Raw genomic sequence first — 286 nt, 5'->3', positions numbered from 1 at the left:
ATGCTTTCGCCATGCTGATCGGCGTGGCCGCTCTCGTCACCTGCCTGGGTCTATTCGACCGAGCGGCGCCCGCGCCGGGCGACGGAGGACGAACGGCGCGAAGGCCTGACCCGCACCTCTTATACCGGCGACGACGTCTTTCTCGCGGTCTCGCGCCCGGCGGGAAGCCCGGCGAACCGGCCGCTCAAGCACACCCGCGCGCCGACCGTCGGCTTCCTGGTGCAGCTGATCAAGTCGACGGCGCTGACCTCGATCATCGGCTTCGAGGAACTGGTCAGGACCTCCA

1 pseudogene is annotated in these 286 nt (G+C 68.5%); it reads left to right on the top strand.

The window, feature by feature from the left end:
- Positions 1-192 precede the first annotated feature (192 nt).
- A pseudogene (locus tag EN852_RS43055) lies at positions 193-286 on the top strand (amino acid ABC transporter permease); the annotation flags it as partial.

The organism is Mesorhizobium sp. M2E.F.Ca.ET.209.01.1.1 (genome assembly GCF_004010375.2).
In the GTDB taxonomy this organism is placed as follows: domain Bacteria; phylum Pseudomonadota; class Alphaproteobacteria; order Rhizobiales; family Rhizobiaceae; genus Mesorhizobium.
This window is presented reverse-complemented; position numbering and strand designations above follow the sequence as displayed.